Raw genomic sequence first — 22,628 nt, 5'->3', positions numbered from 1 at the left:
TGAATTATGAAAAAAGTTTTGGTAATTATTTTAGGATTAAGTTGCTTGGGCCTAAAGTCTCAAAAAAGGTGGTCACTGAGAGAGTGTGTGGATTATGCCGTAAAAAATAATCTGCAGGTAATACAAAATGAATACTCAAAACAAACTCAGGAAGCCAACCTAAAAATTGCCAAAAAAAATTATCTTCCTACCGTTTCCGGAAGTATAGGAAATACCGTTAGTTTCGGACAGACTTCTTTCGGAACCGGAAGTTTAAGAAATGACGTTTTTAGAAACAGCGCAAACCTAGGAGCTGAAGTTTTGGTATACAACAATGGAAGGCTTGATAAAACGGTCAGAAAAACTCAATATGATCTGGAAGCAAGTTTATATGATGTAGAAACCATTAAGAATGATATTTCATTACAAATTGCACAGCAGTATTTAACTACTTTATTGAATAAGGAGATTGTGAAAATTTCCGAAAGTACAGTTGCAAATGCTAAAAAGCAGTATGATAAGGCGAAAATAACAACATCGGTAGGAACAACTGCACAAACTGTTTTAGCCGAAGCGGAAGCTGCATTAGCAAGAGAAAAACAAAACTTAAAAACAGCAGAAATTAATGTAGGACGAAGCTTATTTGCTTTGGTACAACTTTTACAATTATCTGATTATAAAAACTTCGATGTTGAAGACGTAAGTGTTCCTGATCAGCTGACTCCTGAGTTAACATCAGTTGATGAGGTTTTAACAACGGCTTATACTTCTCAGCCTCAGATAAAAGCAGCAGAAAGCAGAATAAGATCTGCAGAGGCTCAGACAGAAGTCTCAAAAACGGCTTTCTGGCCTACAGTAACGGCAAGTGCAGGAATAGGATCTTTCTATAACAACCTTCTTAATACTGATATTACGAGTTATGATCTTTTACAAAACCCTATATATGAAAGAAATTTATTTGGGCAGTATAAAGACAATTTTGGGCAGCAGGCCGCTTTATCAGTTAATATCCCGATTTTTAATAAAGGAATTACGAAACTTCAGGTAGAGCAGTCTAAGATTAACGAAAGTGTTGCAAAAAACTCATTGGAGCAACAAAAACAGACGGTAAGACAAAGTGTTCAGAAAGCACAGTTTGATGTTGATGCTAACTACGAAGCCTATTTGTCGGCTGTAGAAGCTGAAAAAAGTTCTAAGCTTTCTATGGATTTTGCTGAAAAAAGCTACGCTGCGGGAAGAACAACTATTTTCGATCTGAATGTGGCCAGAAACAATTATGCGAATGCGCAAGGTTCTGTAGCTCAGGCAAAATATAATTATCTGTTCAGCTTAAAATTATTGAATTTCTATGCAGGAATTCCACTAAGTTTGTAGAATGTCAATTCAGTCATTAGAAAAATATTTACCTCAAAATACACGGGTTTATTTGAAGAAATGGTTCTCGGAGTATTATATTCATATAAAAATTACCAGAGAACGGAATTCAAAATTAGGAGATTACCGGAAATTGCCGGATCACTCCCATGAAATAACAATAAATTCAACATTATCGCCGCAGCTTTTTTTCTTTGTGCTTACTCATGAGTTGGCACATCTTATTGCTTTTGAGAAGTTTGGAAGAAGAATATCACCTCATGGAAATGAATGGAAAGTCACTTTCAGAGAAATGCTTTTGGAAAGTATTGAGGTATACGAAGATGAGCTAAAACCGATCATTATCAAGTTTTCAAAATCGCCCAAAGCTAATTTTATGGCGAGTCCGGACCTGGTAAAGTATTTTCATGCCGGAAGCACGGATGATAATTCTTGTTATATCGAAGAAATAGACAAAGGCAGCTTTTTTGTGTATCAGAATCAAAAATATCTGCAGGAAGGACTTATTAAAAAAAACTATCTTTGTAAGAATCTGGTTACCGGCAGAAAATATTCTTTCAGACCTTTGGCCAGGGTAGAAAAATGTATGTGAACATGTTACAGTCAGATAAATACTGTGTGATAATGGCAGGAGGAATCGGAAGCAGATTTTGGCCGTTAAGTACACAAAAATTCCCCAAACAGTTTCAGGATATTCTGGGAACGGGAAGAACGATGATTCAGCAGACGTATGACAGAATCAGTAAAATCATTCCTGTTGAGAATATATTTGTAATTACGAATAAAGAATATGTAGGATTATCTCATCAGCAACTGCCCGAGATTCCCGAAGAAAATATTGTAGGAGAGCCGTTGATGAAGAATACAGCAGCTTGTAATCTTTATATGGCGAATAAAATAGCGGAAAGAAATCCTGATGCTACGATGGTGGTTTTGCCAGCCGATCATTTGATTCTTAAAGAAGATGTTTTTTTACAAAAACTGGAACTGGCTTTTAATCTGGCCGCCGAAAATGAATATTTAGTGACGCTGGGAATCACGCCTACAAGACCAGATACAGGATACGGATATATTCAGTTTGTAGAAAAGAAAAACGCTGAATATTTCAAGGTAAAAACATTTACTGAAAAACCAATTTTGGAAATTGCACAGAGCTTTTTAGATAGCGGTGATTTCCTTTGGAACGCAGGAATTTTTATTTGGAATGTTAAAAGTATTCATCATGCTTTTGAAGAGTACCTTCCTGAAATGACACAGCATTTTATGGCGTGTGATTATAATGCGGGAAATGAAGAGAATTGTATAGAGCTTATTTATCCAAAAGTTCAGAAAATATCGATTGATAACGGGATTCTGGAGAAAGCGAAAAATGTCTATGTAATTCCTGCGGATTTGGGATGGAGTGATCTGGGTACATGGACTTCGGTCTACGAAAATACAGAGAAAGATAAGAATCAAAATTCTGTAAATCAAAAACATCTTTTAACGTATAATGCAGAAGGAAATATTATTCATACTAAGAATAATAAAGTGGTGGTCATAGACGGATTAAAAGATTATATCGTTGTAGATACAGATAAAGTTCTTCTTATCTGCCCGAGAGATCATGACCAGTTGATAAAAGATTACGTTCTGGATCTTAAAAACTTCAAAAAAGGAGAACGTTTTATGTAATGAAAATGGCATGCTTTGTGTCTAATATTTTGGCTATGATAAAAGCAATTTTAAAATTTGGTATATTTTCTTTTCTGTTGTTGGGGATAAACGCTTATTCTCAGGAGAAAAAACATTTTACAGGCTACTCGAATATTTTACAGGGTATTATTCCTAATCAGAAAACAGATTTCTGGATTTTAGTTCATAATAATTATGGTAAAAATCAGGAAGTTAGAGTCGTTGGAACGAAAAAGGATTACATACCACAATCTTCGGGTTTTAATTTATTTCCCGATGAAAACGGATTCTTTTATGTTGTTTCTTCTTCAGCAGGTAAAATAGAATATATAACAGATCTTCCTGCACTTAGGAAATTTGTAGGTAAAATAGACAATGTAGACGAGGCGGCAATTATGCTTACAGATGAAGGATACTTTGTAGATGAAGAGTTTAATGATTTGGCAGGAAATTATGCGGAAGACAGCAAAAACTATTATCTGGAAGTTGGTAAACTTACTTCAAAAGAATGTCCTTATCAGAAAAAACATTTTACGATTGCAGTAAATAAAGCGACAGGTGAAATAGGAACTGTAAAAGATGACGGAACCTATATAGAACTTTATAATAAGAAATGTACCAATAATCCAAGGCTTTTAAAAATAGAGAAAAAAGAACCCCCGAAAGATGAGCCTAAAAAAACAAACTCCACTACAAAACGCAGATAATTTCTACGAAACAGAACGCCTGATCATTCGTCCAATGTCTTTGGATGATGCTGCCTTTATTTTAGATCTTTACAACAGACCTAAATTTATTCAGTTCATTGGAGATCGAAATATAAAAACGCTTGCTGATGCAGAAAACTATATTAAAAACCGCTTTCTTCCACAGTTTGAAAAGCTGGGATATGGAAATTATTCGATCCAGACAAAAGAAGGAAATCATAAAGTAGGAGGGATAGGAATTTTCGAACGAGAAGGATTGGAAATTGTCGATATAGGATTTTCTCTTTTAGACGAGTACGAAGGAAAAGGTTACGCTTATGAAGCTGCTTTAAAGGTGAAATCTATCGGAATGAATGATTTCGGGCTTAAAAAGATCTCTGCAATTACTTCAAAGGAGAATTTTTCTTCTCAGAAATTAATCGAGAAGCTGGGGCTGAAATTTCAGAAATATGTAACGCTTCCCGGAGAAGAGGAGGAGCTAAATTATTACGAAACAGAATAAAGAATTTAAATTAGTTCAATAATTCTTGCAAAGAATCATAATCTGTAAAATTCATCAGTAATTCTGAGTTATTCTCAGGAGTGATGATTTGATTTGAATAACAGGACGTACAAATTTTAATTATTTTTGAAATCTTATTATTCTGATCTTTGTAAATTAAAATATCCCTGTAAGTTTGTAAACAAGCGGTTTCGTAATTGTTTTTTCCTTCTTTCAAAGAATTGATTTTTTCAAAAACCTGATGTTTCTTTTGATTATCAACTTTTATATAACCGAATCGTACTAAATCTTTTTCAAAGTTATTGTGAAGCCTTTCGGATTTTGAATTGCCGTGAATAGTCTGGTATTTTAAGCCTTTCGTTTGGTGTAGTTTTTTTTCAGATTTCAATTTATAAATAACAAAATTCTCATCATTAATTTTTTGCGAACTGAAATAGCTGCAAAAGAAGATTGATAAAAGAATGATGAGATTTTTGCTGTACATCTAATAAGTAGAATTTTTGCTTACACTATCCTTTCAAAATCTGTGCAGCGTGTTCTTTGGTTTTTACCTTTTCAATAACTTCAGTGCAGATCCCGTTTTCATCAAAAATAAAAGTGGTGCGAACAATTCCCATAAATTCTCTCCCCATAAATTTTTTGAGTTGCCAAACACCGAATTTTTCAATGATCTCACGGTTTTCATCCGCAATTAAATCATATTCGAAATTATATTTTTCTTGAAATTTCTTTTGTTTCGCGACAGAGTCTGCAGAAATGCCCAACACTTGAAAACCTTGTTTTTTTAAATATTCATAGTTTTCGTTGAGGTTACAGGCTTCTGCTGTACAGCCTGGTGTCATTGCTTTTGGATAAAAGAAAACTACAAGTTTTTTTCCGATTAATTTTTCCGATGTTACCGTTTCTCCATCCTGATTTGTTCCTTCAAATTGTGGTAATTTGTCTCCTACTTTCAGCATAATGATTTAATTTTGTTCAAATTTAATAGTTAAATGACAAAAAAGCAAAGAGCCGAACTTGTTCAGACCGAATTAGAAAAACTATATCCGGTAGTTCCCATTCCGTTGGATCATACCGATCCCTATACTTTGATGGTTGCCGTAGCATTGTCTGCCCAGACTACAGATAAAAAAGTGAATCAGGTGACACCCGATCTTTTTGCGGTGGCAGGAACACCACAAAGAATGGCAAAACTGGAAGTATTTGAAATCAAAGAACTGATCAAAGAAATCGGATTAGCCAATACAAAAGCCAAAAATCTGAAAAGAATGGCAGAACTTCTCTTGGAAAGACATGATGGAGTAGTCCCTCAGACATACGAGGAACTGGAAGCGCTTCCCGGAGTGGGTCATAAAACGGCTTCTGTGGTCATGAGTCAGGCCTTTAATTTTCCTGCTTTTCCGGTCGATACACACATTCACAGACTGATGACACAGTGGAAGCTCACTTCAGGAAAAAACGTCGTAGAAACGGAAAAAGACGCAAAAAAAATATGGAAGGAAGAAGTCTGGAATAAACTGCACCTTCAGATCATTTTTTACGGAAGAGAATATTCTCCGGCGAGAGGAAAAGGAGAGAAGGATTTTATCACCCAAATGATGTTTAAAGAAAAAGAAAAATAAACATACCGCCACAACATTCCCCTCCTTTGGAGGGGTGGCGAAAATTCAGAGAATTTTTGACGGGGTGGTTGAATTAAATATCCAGCAATCTTCTGTGGTAGTTAATTTGTCCCAAGTGATAATCCAAATGTGCTACCAAATGAATCAGAAAATATTCTGTCGTCATCGGGTAACCTAAAGGCTCAAGAGGATATTCTTTCTTTACTTCTTCTTCAGACAATTTTTCCAATGAAGAATTTACAACCTCAATTGTTTTTTCAATCTGTTGGATCAGCTCCGTTCTAGGAATATCTTTTAATGAAAATTCAAGCTCACGATTTCTTACATAACCTGAGTTTCCTAAAGTAGCTCCAATAAAATGGTTAATGTTCCCTACCAAATGCAGCGTTAAATTTCCTGCAGAATTTAAAATATTTTTATCAATTTTCCAGATGGTCTCTTCGTTTTGATACGATTCGATTTCTGATTTTAGTTTGTTTAAATCTCTTGTGAAAAGGGATTTTATACTTTCTGTTATCATTTCTATTTAATTAAAGCTTTAAAATATCCTCTGAATGTTTTATTAAATGAATCTACTTTGGTTTTATAATCTATAAACCCATAAATACTGTCATTTTTCTTAAAATTGCTTTTGTTTACTATCAATTTCTGATGAAGAGGCATTGTTTTTACAAATTTTACTTCGCCATGTAAGGTTTTTGGATCAATATCGTTAATCAAAAAACTATTTTCAAAAACTTTGATCGAGATCCCGTTTCCAAAATAACCGTTGTTATTATTCAGTAAAATTTGCAAGGTGTCATTTTTCAAAGAAGCACTGCATTTATAATTATCCATTGGAAGAATACCCGCATGCTGAACAATATAAGCTGTTCTGGTTTTGCTCTCTATTTTTTCATTACTGAATAATTTTATTTCAGGATATTTTGAAAGGAGTTTAATCGTATCATTTTGAGAAAGATTTTTATCAATGCTAAATTTTTCAAAGTTCTTTTCATCCGCCTTACAACTTAAAACAGATAATGCTAAAACAAAAACCAGATTGAAATATACTGTTTTTACCATACTCAGGTTTAAAGTATAAATCTAAACAAAAAAGCCACAAAAATTAATTTGTGACTTTACTATTTTTAATGGGGAATTACTTCAAGCAAAATTTCGTTTCCCGCTTTATCGTAATAGGTACAGGTGAATTTTTCGAGGTCTGCAATCCATTTTTCGATTCCTGTTTTTGCACAATCCTGACAAAACATCATATAATCTGTTTCACCTTTTTGATGGCTTTTCAGATATTGGCTGAATTTTTCTTTATCAGCTTCATCAACGATGATTAAATCAGAGTATTGCGGTTCAGATCTCGTGAAGAAATCATTTTCTCCGTAATATTCGGTATGGCTGTCTTTTACCCAGGTCTCAAAAGATTTTACGCCCAGTTTTTTGATCTCCTGAATATATTTCGGGAAATCTGCGCCGGATTTTACCTTGCTGTGTGCGTTTTCTATTTGCTCTAGCGTAAACATTTGTATTTTGAGTTTAATTATTTCTGCTTTTTTGCCCAAAGTTCCATTTTTCTGTTCAGAACATCCAATGGAAGACATCCTTGGCTTAAAACTTCATCATGGAAGCTTGCCAAATTGAATTTTGTACCCAATTCTTTCTGGTATTTCTCTCTCAATTCACGGATTCTCAGAGAACCTATCTTATACCCTAAAGCCTGTCCCGGCATAGCCATATATCTTTCTACTTCGGCTGTTGCCCCTGCTTCATCATAAGAAATATTGCTTAGGAAATACTTAATCGCTTCTTCTCTTGTCATTTTTCCTGTGTGTAAACTGGTATCTACAACCAATCTTACCGCTCTCAGCATCTGATCGCTCAGATATCCCATTTTTTGATAAGGATCTGTGTACAACCCGAATTCAGGGCCTAAAGTTTCGCAATAATGCGCCCATCCTTCACCATACGCTCCAAACCATCCGAATCTCATGAATTTAGGAAGTTTGGTATTTTCCTGCTGCAAAGAAACCTGATAATGGTGTCCCGGAATCGCTTCGTGTAAGAACAATGATTCCATTCCTGAAGTTACATTGAATTTGGAAGGATCCGGCAGCGGAACATAGAAAATTCCCGGTCTTTTTCCGTCAGGAGTTCCCTGAATATATTCTGCACTTGCACTAGCTTCTCTGAATTTTTCGGTCTGTCTGATCTCAAATTTAGTTTTGGGAGTTACAGAAAACATTGTTTTCAGTTTTGGAGTGATTTTCGTCAGAATTCCATTAAATGCAGCCAATACTTCTTTTGAGGTTTTGTATGGCATTGCTTTAGGATCTGTTTTTACGAAATTGATAAACTCTTCCAGTGTTCCGGTAAAACCTACTTGCTGTTTTACTTTTTCCATTTCAGCACGAAGCATGGCAACCTGTTGAAGACCGATTTTATTGATTTCCTCAGGAGATTTATTGGTAGTCGTCCAGCTTTTCGCGTAATACTGATAAATTTCCTTTCCGTTTGGTAAACTATTGTAGCCATCGGTTTCTCTCGCTTTCGGAAGGTATTCTTTTTCCAGGAAATCACCCATTTTTGCATAAGCAGGAATTATTTTCTTTAAGATGGCCTCTTTGTAAAGTCCTGAAAATTTATCTTTTTGAGCCTGAGAAAAATCTTTCGGGAAGTTTTTGACAGGTCCGTAAAAAATATTTTTATCTAAATCTGTAGTAATGATCTCTTCCGCTCTCATTTGCGGGATCATTTTAACAACCAGTTTTTTAGGCAAAACCATTTTGTTGTTGATTCCTTCTCGGAAATTATCCGTTGCGGCATTCATCCAGTCCGGAAACTTTTCCATTCTTTTCAGCCAGTCGCTGTAATCTTTTTCTGTTTTGAAAGGCTGACTTCCCTGTCCGCTTCCATAAAGAGGAAAGCTTAAAGGTAAACCTCCAAATTGGGTAAACGGAATATATTCAGGGTGATACGCATATCCTTCAATTCTGTCTTTCAGCATGAAATCAAGCACATCATATACAACCTTGTCTTCATCAGAAAGACTTTTGTAATCAACACTTTCTAATTGTTTCTGTACTGAATTGTAAAAAGAAACTTCTCCGGAAATAAAATCTTTATCTATGTTGATCGGCAACTGGTCGTTGTATCGTAGATCTCCCTGCGAAGTGGCATCAAGAGGGTAAAGTTTCAGATATTGTTCATAATAGTTTGATGCGATAGAATCTAAGTTACTTGGAGTTACCTTTGTTAAAGGCGAATCCGACTTCTTGCAGGAAGCGACACTCATAAGTAATCCCAAACCGATGATACTTTTTAATAGGATGTTTTTCATTTTCAGAATCTTTGAAAAACAAAAGTAATTAATGCATCACAAAAACAGATATTTTAATGAAGGATTTTACAAAAATATTTTTCAAAATATTTTTCACATTCAATCTATTTTTTATCTTTGCTGAAAACGTTTAACAATCATACTATTACAGTTCTTTTTTAAGAAATCATGAAAGGGATTTTAAAAATTTACCATCCGGACGAAACGCTAAAATACAATATCAGAAACACTTATTGCAAAGCGGTCTATAGCAACCAGCAACATTTTTTAGAGGTTGAAGTTATTACGGATGACAGTTTGGATCACGTTGATGATGATTCTCTACAGTACAATTTTCCACAACTTTCGCTTGGGGTTTTCGATTTTCCTATCGAATCGACGGAAATAGAAGGAAAAATGATTCAAATTAATGATTCTGATGAAGACAGCTACACCGAAGTAGATCTTTTTGACGATGAAGAAGCTTTTATTTATGATAATGAGCTTCAGTTTGAAAAAAATGAAGAAGGAGAGCTTCAGGTGATCTGGAAAGGAACCATTGACGATTTTTACACCGGTTCAGATACTCCTATACCTTTCAGGCTTAAATGCGAATTTAAACAAGATGATATTGAGGTAGACGAGGATTAATATTCCTCAATCTTAATATTTTTCATACTAAAAATTCTTTTCAATGTTTTTTGGAGAGAATTTTGCTGTTTGTAAAAAGCAACTTAATTTTAAGTTGTTTTTTTAAGCATTTTTTAAGACATCAATTAATAATATTCTATTATTTTTGTCGTTTAAAACCATTATAAAACTACATATTAATGCTGTTAACGGAACTTACTCAGATTTTATTTGCACAAATTGCCACACCGGCAGTGAACCCAGAAGATTTAGAATTTTCATTTTGGAAGATCATGTTTCACGGAGGAGCTTTCGCTAAGATAGTGATGGTAACCGTATTAGCACTTGGTGTATTTTCGGTTTATCTGTTTTTTGAACGTTTTTTCTTTATTAAAAGGCTGGCTTCAAAAACAGATTCCAATTTTATGGATAATATTGAAGACTTTATCAAAGAAGGAAAAATAGAATCTGCTTCAGACTACTGCAAAAGACAAAACTCTCCGGAAGGAAGAATCTTAGAAAAAGGAATTTCCAGATTGGGGCGCCCGGTTTCTGATATTGTAAGCGCAATGGAATCTCAGGCTCAGGTTGAAGTAGCAAATATGGAGAAAAACCTGAATCTTTTGGCGGTGGTTCCGAGTATTGCTCCTATGTTGGGACTTTTAGGAACGGTAATCGGGATGATTATTGCGTTCTTTAATCTTTCTCATGCAACGGGTTCTTTCTCTCCGAAAACACTCTCCGAAGGTATTTATACTGCATTGGGACAAACTGCGGTGGGGCTTGCGGTGGCAATTCCGGCTAACTTTTTCTACAATATATTGTTAACAAGAATCGATAAGTTTGTATTGAAAGCTCAGAATATGTCTGGTGAATTTTTAGATCTTATCAATAAACCTTTATAATCTTTCAAGATGAAAATTCAGAGAAGAAATAAAGCGAACCCCGAGTTCAGTTTGGCAGCGATGACGGATGTTATCTTGCTGATGCTGATCTTTTTTATGATAACCTCTTCTGCGGCTAATCAAAGTGCAATTGATGTGAAATTACCAAAAGCAGGAGTCGTTGATGATAATATTCCGAATCCTTTAACGGTAAGTATAAAACCTGACGGTTCTTATTTCGTAGACGATAGTCCTGTAAACAAAGACCAGCTGGAACAAATAATTGTTGATAAACTTGCCAACCAGACCAACAAATCTTTTACAATAAGAGCAGACGAAAATACGATGCATAAAGATGTGGTTTTTGCGATGGAAATTGCAGAAAAGCACAAGTTTAATATCGCAATTGCAACCGTAAAGGATAAATAATCACGAAAAAAGATTATTTCACAATGAAGACTTACACTATAAATAAACAGGAAGAAAACAGAGATAGAATAAAAAGCGCATTGCTTTCTGTTCTTATCTGGTCTGCGATTTTGCTGTTTGTTTTTTTATATAAATTAAAACCCGAACTGGATCCCGAACCGGAAGTTGTTACCACAATGTTGGTCAATTTCGGGGACAACAGAAATGGGAATGGGGCAGAAGAACCTGCAGATCAGCCGGGAAGCTTAGCTGCTGCCACAGAAGAAGTTACTCCGGAACCTGTAGAAACAGCGGTTCCTGAAACTAAAACTATTATAAAGCCGGAGCCACAACCTGAAACCAAAAAATCAGAAGCTAAAGAGAAAATTATCACGGGTAATAACTCAAAAGTAACTGTTCCGAAAAAAGAGGAATCAAAAGCAGACAATAAAAAAGCAGCAACAAGTACAAGCTCTTCTAAAAATACTAAAAGCTCGGGAGCTGTTACTGCCAATTCAAAAACAGGAAATGGGGACGGAAAAGGAACGGCAGCTATCGGAAATCTGATCAGAGGAAGAGGGACAAAAGCAGGAAGCCAAGGTGACGGAGACGGGATCGGAAATGCGGGAGATCCTTTGGGAGGTGACGGAAATGGAGACAGTAAAGTAGGAATCGACAGAAAACTGGTTGGATATATTCCCGGAACAATGGGAAGAGGAGGAGCACAGCCTTCTCACAGCTGTACGGCAAGCGGATCTATTACCGTTGCCTATACTGTAGATAAAGCAGGAAATGTAGTTTCTGCAAGAAGAGCAGGAGGAGTTTCAGATCCTTGCGTGGCTTCTACTTCAGTTGCCTGGGTAAAAAAATATGTGAAGGCCGAAAAAGCCAATGTTTCTTCCACAGGTACGTATAAGATTACCTTCTAAGAAAATAAATAATTTAATTTTTATATTACCGTGTTAAAGTTTAACGACTTTGCCACGGTTTTTTATTTGAAAGAAACCGGGAGAGTACTTATATTTGCTTTTAACCTCAAACAAAATACAACAGAAATATGAAAATAAACGCTCTGATTCTCTTATTATTGCTTTGTCCATTTTCCTTTAAAGCAACCGTAATCCCTTTTGAATTGATAGAAGGAAAGATCATTTTAAATGTAAAAATAAAGAACGATCAACATAATTTCTTGTTTGATACCGGAGCTTTTACGATCATTTCGTCTGAGCTAAAGGATCAAATTAATGCTAAAAAAAGCAATATTATATTTGAAGGAACTGATGCTAATAATGCGAAGTCTAAAATGGATGTTTTTACAATCAGTAATCTGAAGGTATCAGATTTAACGATTAAAAATGTCAACTTTTCATTTGCTGATATCAGCTGGATAAGTTCCCGTGCCTGTAAGAAAATAAGTGGTATTCTAGGCGCAAATACAATGAAGGATAAGGTATGGCAGATCAACTTTAAAAATAAAACGCTCACCGTATCTGATAAAACAGACAACAATTTGTCTTCGGGTTCAGTAATTATTCCTTTTACAGAAGGAGATTTTACAAGTGTTCCGAAAATTGAAGTGAACATAAGAGGTCAGATGCTGAATTATGTATTTGATACAGGTTCCGGAATGGGTTTTTCTATGAATCAGCAATCCTATAATAAATTAAAAGGCCGTGATTTTCTGACCTTTGAAGGTCTATTGGCACAGTCTTTAAATAGCATAAGTAAAGGGGAAAGACAGATTGATATGATGGAGGTTCAGTTTGGCGATGTAAATGTAGGAAATCAGATTATAGACAGTAGCTTGGAAGGGATAAACTTATTGGGAACCAAGTTCATGGAAAACTATTTGGTAGTTATTGATTTTATCAATAAAAAAATCATTTTGAATCCCAATGGAAATAAACCAGAATATAATTCTTTCGGGGTTTCTTTTGTCGTAAGTAATGACAGTCTGATTATCGTTAATAAGCTGCTTATTCCTCAATTATCGGAATTAAAATTATCAGAGAAAATTATTAAGATCAATACCCTGGATGTATCAAAAGCTAATGATGATGTCCTCTGTGAAGTGAAAAAGCTGCTTGATGAGGTTAAAATTATCACCATTGAAAACGAATCTCATCAAAAATTTACGTTGGAAAAGAAGGATATTTTGAAATTGTTGAATTAAAGACTCAGCGCGGCCTGAAAGACCGCGCTGAGTTTTTATATGAAGCTTTTAATTCTTCAGTTCGTTAATTCTGTTGATAACCGGCAGCGCAAAAATTCCGCTGGTTTGAAGATACAGTTCGTAGAATGTTTTGGCTTTGTCTAAAAAGTCTTTGTTTCCGGTTGCTTTTCCATTAAAATAGAAAAGGTTTCCCAACATTTCATAATAGTCTTTGTGGTCTCTTTCCTGTCTTTCGTTGACGATTTCAATAATTTCTTCTTTGGTTTTTGATGAAAGAGTAGTGAAATCAAACTTGAAAATATCCTTCATCAAGGTTTCAAAATCCAATTCTTTCTGCATCAGACTTTCTTCAGGTTTGTCTAAAATCAGTTTTTCTAAAGCTTGAGTTAACTGGCGTATTAGTCGTAATGTGAATTCTTTATCTGTAATCATTGTTTTGATTTTTTTCTGTTGTTTCTTCGATTTCAGGAGTAGAAGTTGTTTTAGAAATGAAGTGTATTGTGCCTTCTTTACTTTTATAGATTCTTAAAGCTAATATTAATCCAATAATAATTCCTAAGATAATAATCACAGCAGCAATAATTAAGGTAAAATTATTAGGATTTGGAAAATAAACGATAGCTGCAATTAAAATTCCTATCAAAAGAGGAGAAAGAAAGATTTGAAATCCTCCAATCACTTCTGTTGATTTTTCAAAGATATTAGGTTTGTTTTCTCTCATTATTAAGCAAAGAAAAGATAAGCCAGCGCAATAGAAGTGATAACACCCACCAAATCCGCCAAAAGCATGGCAATTACCGTGTATCTTGTGTTCTTTATAGCTACTGCGCCAAAATAAACCGCAATCACGTAAAATGTCGTATCTGAGCTTCCCTGAAGAACGGCAGCCAATTTCCCTTGGAAACTGTCTGCTCCAAAGGTTGCCATCGTATCTACCATCATTCCTCTTGCTCCGGAACCCGATAAAGGCTTGATTAAAGCGGTCGGAAGTCCATCAACAAATCGAGGGTCAAAATTTGCAACGTTTGCGACCCATTTCATTCCGTCGATGATCACATCAAAAACACCGGAAGTTCTTAGCAGGGAAATAGCGATCAACATTCCGACTAAGTAAGGAATAATTTTCACACACGTGGTGAAACCTTCTTTTGCCCCTTCAATAAAGGCATCAAAAACATTGATTTTTTTATAAACGGCTCCAAGAACAATCGCAAGGAAAATGAAAAGAATTAATCCGTTGCTTAGCACTTTGCTGAAATCATCCAGTTCATCTTTGCTCAATTGAACCAGATACAACACCAGTAAAGCGATAACAGCTGAAATTCCTCCAACATAAGCAATCACGACAGGTCTCAATAAATTGATCTTCTGATAGAGCGAAACAATGATCATCGCGGCTAAAGTTGCCGTAAAAGTAGCGATCATACACGGAAGAAAAATATCTGTCGGTGTTTTTGATCCCATAGAAGCTCTTATTGCAATGATAGAAACCGGAATCAGGGTCATTCCTCCTGCGTGAAGACAGAGAAACATGATTTGTGAATTGCTTGCTGTATCTTTATTCGGATTTAAGGTTTGGAGACTTTCCATTGCTTTTAAACCGAAAGGAGTTGCCGCATTATCCAGTCCTAAAAGATTGGCGCTGAAATTCATCAGCATATGTCCGAAAGCCGGGTGATTTTTAGGGATTTCCGGGAATAATTTAGAGAAAAAAGGCTGAATTAATCGGCTTAAAAGATTGATCCCGCCTGCTTTTTCGGCAATACTCATGAATCCCATAAATAAAGTCATGATTCCAATCAATCCTAAACATATTTTCACAGCCGTTTCAGAAGTTCCGATTACTCCATCTGCTTCCTGAACACGGTAAACTTTAACATCCTGTTTTAGTGAATCGGTTTTATAATGAATTCTACTCTCTGCAAAATCAGGTTTTGTCATCAAACTGTCTCTGATAACAGGAGAAAGTGTATTCATTTTCTGCGTTGCAATCTGTACCGTATCTCCTCCTTTTCCTACCACCATATCATTAAAAATGGTGGTATAGTGACTTGAGGAAATGTATTTTATACTTGCAATGGCAATGGCAACAATGATAAATGCCGACCAAATTCTGCTGAGAACCATTTGATTGAATTAAAATTTTTAGAAAAGATAGTAAAAATAAAGATAAAATTATTTTTCATCAAGATAAACCAAAAAACCGTCAAAATTATCATCCAGGTTTTTTAAGACTTTCGCATCTTTCATTTTCTCTTCCAATCCTTTAATGAAAAAGCTTTTTTCGAAAAACTGGCGGTGAACGCCGGGAAGTAATTCCATAAAATAATCCATTCCGATTTTATTGTTATGGAGATCCATTTTTGTTTCTAAAGGCTTGTTGGGAAATAATTCTTCATGCATATCGGTCATTCTTTTACAGAATTCCAGTGCTTTTTCGGGGGATGATATTTTACAGCAATACATCATGATAAAACAACACCAGAGAGAGTGTCTGAAGGCATTTCCAATCCCATTGTTGGAAGCTGTTGCCGGAAATTTTTTCTGGGCAATGGTGAATGCTTTTACAGTAGCATGAAAACTTAATAAAGAGAAAAGAGGATGGGGAAGAACAAGTGATAAAAGACGCATGATCTTTTTAAAACTCATACTCCGGATCGTATCAAAAAATATCTTAAAAGTTCTCATAAATAAAAATCTCTCCCTTAATTAGAGAGAGATGATTGTATTTTTGTTACAAATTTTAAGCATGTACTGCTAGTAAATTTACTGTTTTAGCTACTGTATCCTGAATTTCAGTTCTTTTCACGATGAAATCCACAAATCCTTTTTCCTGTAAGAATTCCGAAGTCTGGAACCCTTCCGGAAGGTCTCTACCAATAGTTTCACGGATAACTCTTGGTCCTGCGAAACCAATTAAGGCATTCGGTTCAGCCATAATGATGTCTGCAGTCATTGCAAAAGAAGCTGTAATACCACCAAAAGTAGGATCACAAAGATAAGCGATGTATAAAAGGCCTGCTTCTGAAAGCTGAGCCAATTTTGCCTGTACTTTTGCCAACTGCATCAGAGAGTAAGTTGCTTCCTGCATTCTTGCTCCTCCTGACTGACAGATGATCATGTAAGGAAGTTTATGTTCAATACAGTAATCTATTGCTCTTCTGATTTTTTCTCCCATTACAGAACCCAAAGAACCTCCGATAAAAGCAAAATCCATACAAGAAACTACCATTTCAGTTCCTTTTACAGTTCCTACAGCGTTTCTGATAGAGTCTGTAAGCTTTGTTTTCGCTTTTACTTCTTTTAGACGGTCTGCGTAAGGTTTTGTATCTTTAAAGTTCAGGATATCAATACTTTCAACGTTAGCATCTAACTCAGTGAATTTACCTTCATCAAAAAGGATATCAAAAAATTCTGCACTTCCGATTCTTACATGAAAACCGTCTTCAGGGGAAACATAGTTGTTTCTTTTTAATTCTTCATGCTCAACTACTTTTCCTGAAGGAGTTTGGTGCCAAAGACCTTTGGGAACATCCTTTTTTTCATCAGTAGAAGTCGTAATGTTTTTTGCTTTTCTTTTAAACCAGTCGAATGCTGCCATTTTATAATGTATTAATGTCAATGAAAAAAGTAAAATGTATAAAAGAAAAAGCTTTAAACTTACTTCTTACAATATACATTTTACTTCTTACAAATTTTTATTTTAAAGTATTTACGTTATTTAAATCTTCAAATGCCTGAACCAATCTTGTAGAGAATGTTTCTTCACCTTTTCTCATCCAAACTCTTGGATCGTAGAATTTTTTGTTAGGCTTTTCTTCTCCTTCAGGGTTCCCTATTTGAGTTTTCAAATACTCAACATTGTTTACCATATAATCTCTGATACCTTCTGTATAAGCAAACTGAAGGTCAGTATCGATGTTCATTTTGATCACACCGTAGTCAATTGCTTCTCTGATTTCTTCTAAAGTAGAACCAGAACCTCCGTGGAATACGAAGTTCACCGGCTTAGCTCCAGTTCCGAATTTCTCCTGAACATATTTCTGAGAATTGTCAAGGATTTTCGGAGTAAGCACTACGTTTCCTGGTTTGTAAACTCCGTGTACGTTACCAAATGCTGCTGCAATTGTAAAGTTGTCAGAGATCGCTTTCAGTTTTTCATATGTGTAAGCGATATCTTCCGGTTGAGTATATAATTTTGAGTTGTCAACGTCTGAATTGTCAACACCATCTTCTTCACCTCCTGTTACTCCGATTTCTACTTCAAGAGTCATTTGGATTTTAGCCATTCTCTCAAAATATTTAGCAGAAATCTCTAAATTTTCTTCCAAAGACTCTTCAGAAAGATCTAGCATGTGAGAAGAATAAAGAGATTTTCCTGTCTGCTTGTAGAATTCTTCGTTAGCATCCATCAATCCGTCAATCCAAGGCAATAATTTTTTTGCAGCGTGGTCTGTGTGAAGAATTACTGTTGCTCCGTAAGCTTCAGCAAGAGTGTGGATGTGTCTTGCGCCAGCAATAGCTCCTAAGATAGCAGACTTCTGTCCGTCATTGCTTAATCCTTTTCCTGCGTTGTAAGCAGCTCCACCATTTGAAAACTGAATAATAACAGGAGAGTTTAATTTCGCTGCAGTTTCAAGAACTGCATTTACGTTGCTAGAACCAATTACGTTTACTGCCGGTAATGCAAATTTATTTTCTTTAGCATGTTGAAAAATATCGGTAACTAATTGACCTGTGGCAACTCCTGCCGGAAAAATTCTGCTCATGTTTTACTATTTATATAAATTATTAGGATCTTGTAAAATTGCTGTAAAGGTAATCATTTTTGCTCAATAACTAATTTCTTTTGTCTCGCCCCCAAAGTAGCTTTTGCCGGATGGTTTCGTAAAAACTTAAATTGTTGGGCTGCACCAGAAGAAGCTGGAAAGAAGCCTTTTTTATAATGATTTCCTTATCTGTTTCTATATGTATTAATCTTGAATCTAAAGAAAGAGAATATTGAGGCACCCTGCTTTCTACTCTGAACTTAATTTCTACCCTGTCATTCACCACCAAAGGTCTTACATTCAGATTGTGAGGCGCAATAGGAGTGATGACGAAATTCTCGTTATTGGGCGAAATAATAGGTCCGCCGCAACTTAATGAATAGGCAGTAGAACCCGTAGGAGTCGAAACAATGACTCCATCTCCCCAGAACACGTTCAGAAATTCATCATTAATATATGAATCTACGGTGATCATCGAGGTTGTTTCTTTTCGGGAAACCGTTACGTCATTTAATGCATAAGGGAAAAAACCTTCTTCCAAGCCTTCAGAAACTACTTCGATTACTGATCTTCGGCTTGTTTTAATATCTCCTTTCAGGATAGCATCCAGTTCTCTGAAAGCCTCTTCTTTTGTAAAGCTTGCCAGAAAACCCAGTCTTCCGGTATTTACCCCTACAACAGGAATTTCTAAATCTTCTATAAACGTCAATGAATTTACAATCGTTCCGTCTCCTCCGAAGGTGAAAAAAAGATCTACTTCTTTTTCAAGAAGATCCTGTTTAGAATTAAAGGTTTCGAAGATTTTTGAAAACTGAAGAGCTTCAGCCATTTCGTCGTAGAGAACAGATGTTACGCCTCTATTTTCGAGCTCTGAAATAAATTTACTGAGATACAAAAAGGTGTCAAGATCTTTCTTCTGAGAATATATGGCTGCTTTCATGCTTAGATTTCTATGAATTTTTGGAAAAACCCGAATCTGTCTTTATACAGGTCCGATTTTTCATCCGAATAATATTTTTCCACAATTCTGTAATCATATCGGTCGAATGTGGCATCTATCGAGGCTAGATTTTCATTGCTGATCTTTATCGTCACATGAATCACTTCATCAGACATAAAGCTGATAAACCCACCATAAAATTTAGAATTATTGCTTTCTATAATGTTGGCAATTTCTGTCATCGAATATTTTCTTGCCGGGGTTTCTATGGTAAGAATAGCTCCCATTTCAGAAAATAGCGGGTATTTTGATAAATCCTGAAAAATATCGTCACAGCTTATATATCCCAGATACTTTTCGTTTTTATTGATAACGGGAACCACATTGGTGTTAAAAGTATGGAACAGACGAATACTATCCATTATATTATTGTCGTCCAATATAGCGAAACGTTCTATCTGATGTTCCAAGTTTTTTAGCGTTCCTTCCTCTTCGTACAGAAAGTCTATTGCAATGGCTCCGTAAAAATGATTGGATTTTTTGATGAAAACATGCGTATATCCAAAATCCTCTAATTGCTCCCTCGCTGCTTCTATTGAATCAGTCAGATTAAAACACGGAAAGTCTTTTGAGATATAGTCCTTGATAAACATGGTGCTAATTTATAAAAAATTAAACTAAATTTTTTCTGTGACTCGCTTTTTTTTGCTTCTTTTTTTTGAAAAGTAATCTTAAAATTTGTTTGTAAAGGAAAAAGAAGTATCTTTGTCGCCTTTCATTTTTACTTTTTATTAGATTTATTTCAAACTGCACTGTCTTTTAGACACATGCAGTTTTTTTATTTTAGGGCCTTTGCAAACTCCCACATCACGATTCCTCCGCATACACTTACATTTAAAGAATGCTTGGTTCCCAGCTGCGGAATTTCCAGGAAAGTATCAATATTCGGAAGTGCTTCATCACTGATTCCTTCCACTTCATTTCCTAAAATAACAGCATATTTTTTAGAGTTATCAATCGTAAAATCTGTAATCATCTGGCTGTTTGTTGTCTGTTCGATTCCTACCACCTCAAAACCCTGAGATTTTAAATCGCTAATCGCTGTATTAATATCACTTTCGTGGCTCCAATCCACACTTTCCGTTGCTCCTAAAGCCGCTTTGTGAATTTCACGGTGAGGAGGTTGCGGCGTAATACCACAAAGAACAATCTTCTGAATCAAGAAGGCATCTGCCGTTCTGAAAGTAGCACCTACATTGTGCATGCTTCTTATATTATCCAAAACAACGATTAAAGGAATTTTTTCAACGGTTTTAAATGTTTCCACATCTATTCTGTTGAGCTCTTCCAGTTTTAATTTTTGTACCAATTTCTTATTTTGTTGAGATTAATTTTCCGTCTTTGTAAACTTCCGTTTTTTCGATGCTTCCGTTTTCGCGGTAATGAACTCTGGTTCCGTTCCATTTATCATTTACGAATTCTGTTTCCCTTTGGATTTTTCCCGAGGGGTAAAGCGCTTTCCATTTTCCTGTAGCCAATCCGTTTTCATAAGTTCCGATTTGTTTTACAGATTTTCCGTCCTCGTGATAAAGTTTACTTTCACCGTGCAATTTACCAAATTTATAATTTGAAATTTCAGCAATTTTACCTGAAGGAGAATAAAATGTAGCGGTAAGGCTATTATCATAAATATTTTTTTCTCCATTTCTGTAGGTTTCTTTTGATGTTAAAACTCCATTTTTATCAAAATATTCCCATTCTTTTACTTTATATCCTTTCTTGAATTCTCCTTTTGCCTGAATTTTTCCGTTTTCATAATAAAAAATGGCATCGCCTTCTGTTTTTCCTTTTTTCCATTCTGCGATTTCCTTTACCTGTCCGTTGTCAAAAAATTGTTTACAGCTTCCTTCCTGTAATCCGTCTTTAAATCCGCACGGTTTCTGAGCGCTCATTATTGAAAAAGAAAAAACGGCTAATAAAACTGAATATTTCATAATTTATATTTTTTGGTTAAAATTAATTTCTGCTGAAATGAGATGAAATCTGTATGATTAAAATTTAACATTTTTCTCCCCAAATTTGGGTATTTATTCCGGGTTATAAAATACCTATATTTGGCTAAAATATGAGCTATGAAAAATGCACTCGTTGTAATGACTATGGTATCGGCTTTTAGTTTTACCAAAGCACAAAATACATACTATCCACAAGCTTTCTTTGATAAAAAACTTGCTCAGGATATGATTGGTTTCGGAAATTCTACTCTTGAAGGGGTGGCCTCCACAAAGCAGAAGAATAATTGGGGCGTAAAACCTTTATTGGGCGAGAAACATTATGCTAAAAAAGGAACTGTGGTCATGCTTTTTCCTGTAACACCTTATTTTGAAGAGTTTTACAGCATGAGAAAAAAATATGAAAACAAAAAAACAACGGTTTATATGTCTGAAGAAGCTTTTAAATACAGAATTGAAGCTTTAACGGACGACCATGGGAGATTTAAATTCGAAAAATTAAAACCCGGAAAATATTATCTGGAAACCATTATCAATTTTACGGCAACAGCAAGTTATCAGCAACAAACAGGACAATCAAACGCTTACAACGCGTATGGCGGATATTTATATTCTACGCCCATTTATCAGACGTTTTTCTACGGATATTCTGCAGGAAACCGCGAAAGTAAATTTGTAGAAATAAAACAAGACGGTGAAATGAAAGAAATCAAGCTTTAAGGCTTGATTTTATTTTTTGGAACCCATGATCTGATGAACATTTCTTTCGATATTTTGCGCCAATGTTTCCATCGGAATATCGTTTTCATCATTGTTGAACGGATCTTCAATTTCCTCTGCGATAATTTCTAAACTCATTAAAACATAATAGACGAAAACGGTAAGAGGAATCATAAAAAGACCAATGCTGATGACATAAGCGACCGGTAATGCCATGACATACAGAATGATAAACTTTTTCACGAAAGAAGAGTATGAATAAGGGATCGGCGTGTTTTTAATTCTTTCACATCCTCCGCAAACTTCTAAAAAACCACTGAGCTGTGTATCCAGATATACCATTTCTACATCAGAAATCTTACCTTCCTTTTTTAACTGATTCAGCTTATAGGTCAAAAGAATGATAATTTCATTGGGACCATGGTTTTTTATAGACTGCTCAATTTCAGAATAATCCTCATCTAATGCCAATCTGGTAGAATCTTTAGAAAGATGCTTAGCTAAAAAGTGAGGGAAAAACTTTAAATATCTTGCAATCTGTTCCGCATCTTTTCTGTCGTTTTCAAGAATCGAATTGATTTTTATCGCAAAATTTCGGGAGTCATTGACCAGTTTTCCCCAGAGCTTTCTTCCTTCCCACCATCTGTCATACGCTGTATTGGTCCTGAAAACCAATAGCAAAGAAAGAACAAAACCAAGTAAAGAATGGATCATTCCCACATTGCTGATTCCGGATTTTGAATTCAGATGAAGATATTCTACTTCTAAATATTCAATTCCCCAGGAATATAATCCTACCATAATCATACTTGGAAAAAGGATTTTCAAAGTATCACTTTTGTGCAGGCTGAAAAGGATTTTTAGAAAATGTTTGGTGTCGTAAACTCTCATAATTTCGTTGCTCTTACAAATATAATTTTT

At 35.3% G+C, this 22,628-nt stretch carries 29 protein-coding genes; 12 read left to right on the top strand and 17 right to left on the bottom strand.

Translation table 11 applies throughout. The features are described 5' to 3' along the window. Window positions 1–6: 6 nt before the first annotated feature. From JI747_RS07835 to JI747_RS07815, 5 genes are read left to right on the top strand one after another with little or no spacing between them, the layout of a single operon-like run. Window positions 7–1,353 (top strand): TolC family protein, encoded by a 1,347-nt coding sequence (locus tag JI747_RS07835; protein ID WP_225687497.1) that lies wholly within the window; start codon window positions 7–9, stop codon window positions 1,351–1,353. Window position 1,354: 1 nt separating this feature from the next. Beyond that, window positions 1,355–1,945 carry a SprT-like domain-containing protein gene (locus tag JI747_RS07830; protein WP_225687495.1) on the top strand — a complete coding sequence of 197 codons (591 nt, stop codon included), beginning with the start codon at window positions 1,355–1,357 and terminating at the stop codon, window positions 1,943–1,945. A gap of 2 nt (window positions 1,946–1,947) precedes the next feature. Then, complete coding sequence (locus tag JI747_RS07825) at window positions 1,948–3,027, top strand: mannose-1-phosphate guanylyltransferase (protein ID WP_225687493.1); 1,080 nt, start codon at window positions 1,948–1,950, stop codon at window positions 3,025–3,027. 35 nt (window positions 3,028–3,062) lie between these two features. Then, window positions 3,063–3,734, top strand: coding sequence for a hypothetical protein (locus JI747_RS07820; protein ID WP_225687491.1), 672 nt, complete (start codon window positions 3,063–3,065; stop codon window positions 3,732–3,734). Then, a complete protein-coding gene (locus JI747_RS07815) occupies window positions 3,694–4,236 on the top strand; it encodes a GNAT family N-acetyltransferase (RefSeq protein ID WP_225687489.1) in 543 nt (180 codons plus the stop codon). Before JI747_RS07820 ends, JI747_RS07815 begins: the two co-directional genes overlap by 41 nt. Before the next feature lie 10 nt (window positions 4,237–4,246). On the opposite strand, the gene JI747_RS07810 is transcribed toward JI747_RS07815, so the two are convergent. Further along, window positions 4,247–4,720 (bottom strand): hypothetical protein, encoded by a 474-nt coding sequence (locus JI747_RS07810; RefSeq protein WP_225687487.1) that lies wholly within the window; start codon window positions 4,718–4,720, stop codon window positions 4,247–4,249. A 25-nt stretch (window positions 4,721–4,745) separates the two neighbouring features. Continuing rightward, on the bottom strand, window positions 4,746–5,195 hold the full coding sequence (bcp, locus tag JI747_RS07805; RefSeq protein WP_225687485.1) for a thioredoxin-dependent thiol peroxidase: 450 nt from the start codon (window positions 5,193–5,195) through the stop codon (window positions 4,746–4,748). 33 nt (window positions 5,196–5,228) lie between these two features. Between bcp and JI747_RS07800 the strand changes: the two genes are divergently transcribed. Then, window positions 5,229–5,858 (top strand): endonuclease III domain-containing protein, encoded by a 630-nt coding sequence (locus tag JI747_RS07800; RefSeq protein WP_225687483.1) that lies wholly within the window; start codon window positions 5,229–5,231, stop codon window positions 5,856–5,858. Between the two features lie 73 nt (window positions 5,859–5,931). Here the strand turns inward: JI747_RS07800 and JI747_RS07795 are convergent, their stop codons facing one another. The 4 genes from JI747_RS07795 to JI747_RS07780 all read right to left on the bottom strand — a co-directional run bounded on the left by JI747_RS07795 (window position 5,932) and on the right by JI747_RS07780 (window position 9,192). Beyond that, window positions 5,932–6,378, bottom strand: coding sequence for a DinB family protein (locus JI747_RS07795; RefSeq protein WP_225687481.1), 447 nt, complete (start codon window positions 6,376–6,378; stop codon window positions 5,932–5,934). 2 nt (window positions 6,379–6,380) lie between these two features. Further along, window positions 6,381–6,923 (bottom strand): hypothetical protein, encoded by a 543-nt coding sequence (locus JI747_RS07790; RefSeq protein ID WP_225687479.1) that lies wholly within the window; start codon window positions 6,921–6,923, stop codon window positions 6,381–6,383. 65 nt (window positions 6,924–6,988) lie between these two features. Continuing rightward, window positions 6,989–7,378, bottom strand: a complete 390-nt coding sequence (locus JI747_RS07785) for a DUF1398 domain-containing protein (protein WP_225687477.1) — start codon at window positions 7,376–7,378, stop codon at window positions 6,989–6,991. A 17-nt stretch (window positions 7,379–7,395) separates the two neighbouring features. Beyond that, window positions 7,396–9,192, bottom strand: a complete 1,797-nt coding sequence (locus JI747_RS07780; protein WP_225687475.1) for a DUF885 domain-containing protein — start codon at window positions 9,190–9,192, stop codon at window positions 7,396–7,398. Window positions 9,193–9,360: 168 nt separating this feature from the next. Here JI747_RS07780 and JI747_RS07775 point away from each other — a divergent pair, with 168 nt between their 5' ends. The 5 genes from JI747_RS07775 (at window position 9,361) to JI747_RS07755 (ending at window position 13,266) form a co-directional block, all read left to right on the top strand. After that, the gene (locus JI747_RS07775) at window positions 9,361–9,822 is read left to right on the top strand and encodes a hypothetical protein (RefSeq protein ID WP_225687473.1); all 462 of its coding nucleotides are present in this window, start codon (window positions 9,361–9,363) and stop codon (window positions 9,820–9,822) included. Between the two features lie 179 nt (window positions 9,823–10,001). Further along, complete coding sequence (locus tag JI747_RS07770; protein WP_225687471.1) at window positions 10,002–10,706, top strand: MotA/TolQ/ExbB proton channel family protein; 705 nt, start codon at window positions 10,002–10,004, stop codon at window positions 10,704–10,706. A 9-nt stretch (window positions 10,707–10,715) separates the two neighbouring features. Further along, window positions 10,716–11,114: an ExbD/TolR family protein gene (locus JI747_RS07765; protein ID WP_225687469.1), complete on the top strand. Its 399-nt coding sequence runs from the start codon at window positions 10,716–10,718 to the stop codon at window positions 11,112–11,114. 23 nt (window positions 11,115–11,137) lie between these two features. Continuing rightward, entirely contained in the window at window positions 11,138–12,022 is an 885-nt protein-coding gene (locus JI747_RS07760) for an energy transducer TonB (protein WP_225687467.1), read from the top strand. Between the two features lie 128 nt (window positions 12,023–12,150). After that, the gene (locus JI747_RS07755) at window positions 12,151–13,266 is read left to right on the top strand and encodes a retropepsin-like aspartic protease (protein WP_225687465.1); all 1,116 of its coding nucleotides are present in this window, start codon (window positions 12,151–12,153) and stop codon (window positions 13,264–13,266) included. 48 nt (window positions 13,267–13,314) lie between these two features. On the opposite strand, the gene JI747_RS07750 is transcribed toward JI747_RS07755, so the two are convergent. The 10 genes from JI747_RS07750 to JI747_RS07705 all read right to left on the bottom strand — a co-directional run bounded on the left by JI747_RS07750 (window position 13,315) and on the right by JI747_RS07705 (window position 20,969). Continuing rightward, window positions 13,315–13,698, bottom strand: a complete 384-nt coding sequence (locus JI747_RS07750; protein ID WP_225687463.1) for a hypothetical protein — start codon at window positions 13,696–13,698, stop codon at window positions 13,315–13,317. Further along, entirely contained in the window at window positions 13,685–13,987 is a 303-nt protein-coding gene (locus tag JI747_RS07745; RefSeq protein ID WP_225687461.1) for a hypothetical protein, read from the bottom strand. Before JI747_RS07745 ends, JI747_RS07750 begins: the two co-directional genes overlap by 14 nt. Before the next feature lie 2 nt (window positions 13,988–13,989). After that, a complete protein-coding gene (locus JI747_RS07740) occupies window positions 13,990–15,393 on the bottom strand; it encodes a nucleoside recognition domain-containing protein (RefSeq protein WP_225687459.1) in 1,404 nt (467 codons plus the stop codon). A 48-nt stretch (window positions 15,394–15,441) separates the two neighbouring features. Then, complete coding sequence (locus tag JI747_RS07735; RefSeq protein ID WP_225687457.1) at window positions 15,442–15,954, bottom strand: DUF6973 domain-containing protein; 513 nt, start codon at window positions 15,952–15,954, stop codon at window positions 15,442–15,444. A 55-nt stretch (window positions 15,955–16,009) separates the two neighbouring features. After that, window positions 16,010–16,867: an acetyl-CoA carboxylase, carboxyltransferase subunit beta gene (gene accD, locus JI747_RS07730; RefSeq protein ID WP_225687455.1), complete on the bottom strand. Its 858-nt coding sequence runs from the start codon at window positions 16,865–16,867 to the stop codon at window positions 16,010–16,012. Between the two features lie 97 nt (window positions 16,868–16,964). Further along, window positions 16,965–18,035, bottom strand: coding sequence for a class II fructose-bisphosphate aldolase (gene fbaA / locus JI747_RS07725; RefSeq protein WP_225687453.1), 1,071 nt, complete (start codon window positions 18,033–18,035; stop codon window positions 16,965–16,967). Between the two features lie 70 nt (window positions 18,036–18,105). Continuing rightward, on the bottom strand, window positions 18,106–18,975 hold the full coding sequence (locus JI747_RS07720; RefSeq protein ID WP_225687452.1) for an NAD kinase: 870 nt from the start codon (window positions 18,973–18,975) through the stop codon (window positions 18,106–18,108). Between the two features lie 2 nt (window positions 18,976–18,977). Then, the gene (locus JI747_RS07715) at window positions 18,978–19,628 is read right to left on the bottom strand and encodes a CBS domain-containing protein (RefSeq protein ID WP_225687451.1); all 651 of its coding nucleotides are present in this window, start codon (window positions 19,626–19,628) and stop codon (window positions 18,978–18,980) included. Window positions 19,629–19,813: 185 nt separating this feature from the next. Further along, on the bottom strand, window positions 19,814–20,344 hold the full coding sequence (locus JI747_RS07710; protein WP_225687450.1) for an RNA methyltransferase: 531 nt from the start codon (window positions 20,342–20,344) through the stop codon (window positions 19,814–19,816). Between the two features lie 4 nt (window positions 20,345–20,348). After that, entirely contained in the window at window positions 20,349–20,969 is a 621-nt protein-coding gene (locus JI747_RS07705; RefSeq protein ID WP_225687449.1) for a toxin-antitoxin system YwqK family antitoxin, read from the bottom strand. A 138-nt stretch (window positions 20,970–21,107) separates the two neighbouring features. Between JI747_RS07705 and JI747_RS07700 the strand changes: the two genes are divergently transcribed. After that, on the top strand, window positions 21,108–21,707 hold the full coding sequence (locus tag JI747_RS07700; protein ID WP_225687448.1) for a hypothetical protein: 600 nt from the start codon (window positions 21,108–21,110) through the stop codon (window positions 21,705–21,707). 9 nt (window positions 21,708–21,716) lie between these two features. Here JI747_RS07700 and JI747_RS07695 read toward each other — a convergent pair whose 3' ends face one another. Beyond that, entirely contained in the window at window positions 21,717–22,598 is an 882-nt protein-coding gene (locus JI747_RS07695) for a bestrophin family protein (RefSeq protein ID WP_225687447.1), read from the bottom strand. Window positions 22,599–22,628 lie beyond the last annotated feature (30 nt).

The organism is Chryseobacterium tagetis (genome assembly GCF_016735585.2).
Classification (GTDB): domain Bacteria; phylum Bacteroidota; class Bacteroidia; order Flavobacteriales; family Weeksellaceae; genus Chryseobacterium; species Chryseobacterium tagetis.
This window is presented reverse-complemented; position numbering and strand designations above follow the sequence as displayed.